The sequence below is a fragment of the Actinomycetota bacterium genome (assembly GCA_036280995.1).
GTDB lineage: Bacteria > Actinomycetota > CALGFH01 > CALGFH01 > CALGFH01 > CALGFH01.
Window position 1 is genome coordinate 1 of the sequence record DASUPQ010000891.1, and the last position, 2238, is coordinate 2238.

At 73.3% G+C, this 2238-nt stretch carries 2 protein-coding genes; one reads left to right on the plus strand and one right to left on the minus strand.

Features of this window, described 5'->3' with window-relative positions; all coding sequences use genetic code 11:
• Positions 1–112: 112 nt before the first annotated feature.
• Positions 113–397 (minus strand): hypothetical protein, encoded by a 285-nt coding sequence (locus VF468_29835; GenBank protein ID HEX5882487.1) that lies wholly within the window; start codon positions 395–397, stop codon positions 113–115.
• Positions 398–678: 281 nt separating this feature from the next.
• On the opposite strand from VF468_29835, the gene VF468_29840 reads away from it, so the two are divergent.
• The coding region (locus VF468_29840; protein HEX5882488.1) for a DUF294 nucleotidyltransferase-like domain-containing protein at positions 679–2238 on the plus strand (1560 nt) is incomplete at its 3' end.

Sequence of the window (2238 nt, forward strand, 5' to 3'; positions counted from 1 at the left end):
CTGGGCAGGGTTTCTGTGCTGGCCACAGCGAACCGCGTAGTACGTCCTCGGTCAGCTCGATATGCCTGGCCACCTGACGCATGAGGATGGCCACTGGGGGCGGCACCCGGAGTCAGGTCTGGAAGAAGCCCGTCAGGAACAGCAGCGTCAGCACCAGGCAGACCAGGCCGGCCAGCAGGCCGGCGACGGTCATGCCAAGGGCCGCCGGGCCGGGCCGCTCGCGCCCTCGGCCCAGGGACCCGGCCCCAAGGACGACGGCGACGAAGCCCAGCAGCAGCGCCGGTGGGCTCAGCACGCCCAAGATCAGCCCAACGACGCCGAAGGCGAGCGTGGCCACCGCCAGCCTGTTGCCGCGCTTGCCGGTGGCCGGTCCGTTGTCGTCCAGCCGTGTGGCCATCTGGGCCTCCTGTGACCTGTGGTCGCCGCCTTACCACAACCCGACCGCTGCTGATGGCGACCGACGTGGGTTCACTGTACTGCGTCCCTGAAGCCAGCCCGCCGTTGGGAGGATCGGCGCTCCTGATAGGCCTTCCGACCAGGCGCCTGCTACTCCATGGAGTGGCAGCGTAGCCGCACCGGTCGTGCCGCCCACGATGTGCGCGGTCATGGACGAACCGGTGTGATCACCGCACGACATGGGGCTTGGCGGCGCTAATCTGGCCGGGGATGCTGTGCGGTATGCAGGACATCGCTCGCTTCCTGGCTTCCCACCCGCCGTTCGACGGGCTGCCGCCCGAGCTGCTCGCACAGACCGCGGCCACGGTGGAGGTCGCCTACTTCCCCGGCGGCGCCACCATCCTGCGGCAGGGCGGCGACCCGACCCGCTACCTGCACGTGATCGTCAAGGGGGTGGTGGAGCTCCGCCAGACCGACCAACGTGGCGGCTCGGAGCTGGTGGAAACGCTCGGCGAGGGGGAGACGTTCGGGCAGCTATCGCTGCTGTCGCGCTCCCCGCACCTGTGGGACGTGGTCGCCCGCCAGGACGTGCTGGCCTACCTGATCCCTGCCGAGCAGGTCGAGCGGCTGCGGCACCAGCCCGGCTTCGAGGCGCTGCTGGCCCGTCGGGCCGGGGACCGGCTACGACGTGCGGTCGCTGCTGGCCGGGAGCCCGAGCCCCTGGACCTGTTCTCGGTGCGCGCCGGCGAGCTGATCGACCGGCCGCTGGTCACCTGCGACCCGAGCGAGACGGTGGCCGAAGCGGCCCGGCGCATGCGTGACCAGCAGGTCTCCTCGCTGGTGGTCCGGGCTCGGCCGCCCGGGTTGGTGACGGCATCGGATCTCCGCGACCGGGTGCTGGCGGCCGGCCGAACCGGCGACACGCCGGTGGCGGCGGTGATGACCGCCCCGCTGCACACCATGCCGGCTGAGACGACCCTGGGCGAGGTGCTGCTGGCCATGGTCGACCACGGCATCCACCACCTGCCGCTGGTCAGGGAGGGGCGGTTGGTCGGCATGGTCACCGACACCGACCTGCTGCGACACGAGTCGCGCCACCCGCTGTTCGTGCGCCGCCAGCTGGACCGGGCGGCTAGTCCCGAGGACCTGGCGGTGTGGGCCGGTGAGGTGACCGTGGCCGCGGTCCGCCTGATCGGCTCGGGCTCGCCAGCCGGCGAGGTCACCCGCTTCCTGGCCAGCGCCCACGACGCCCTCTATGTCCGGGTCGCTCGGGACGGCGAGGCGGCCCTGGGCCCGCCCCCGTGCCCGTATGCGCTGCTGGTGCTGGGCAGCGGCGCCCGCGGGGAGCCGACCCTGCGCAGCGACCAGGACCACGCCCTGGTGCTGGCCGACAACCCGCCCGCCGACGCCGCCGCCTGGTTCGCGGGCCTGGCCGAGCACCTGGCGGCCACGCTGGAGCGCTGCGGCCTGCCCCGCTGCCCCGGCGACGTCATGGCCACCAACCCCGCCCGGCGCCTCCCCCGCCGCGCCTGGCAGCAGCAGTTCAGCAGCTGGATCCAGGAGCCCGAGGAGGAGGCGCTGTTGGATGCGGCCATCTGCTTCGACTTCCGCCAGCTCCACGGCGACCTGGACGCCGAGGCGGCGCTGCGGCCGGTGATCCGCCAGGCGGCCGGTAACCGCCGCTTCCTCGGCCGCCTGGCCCGGGCGGCGCTGCGGCGCCGGCCGCCGCTGGGCTTCCTGCGCCAGCTGCGTGGCGACCACCACGGCCGGGTTGACCTGAAGGCGCACGGTACCGCCCCGATCGTCGACCTGGCCCGGCTGCTCGCCCTGGAGGCCGCCAGC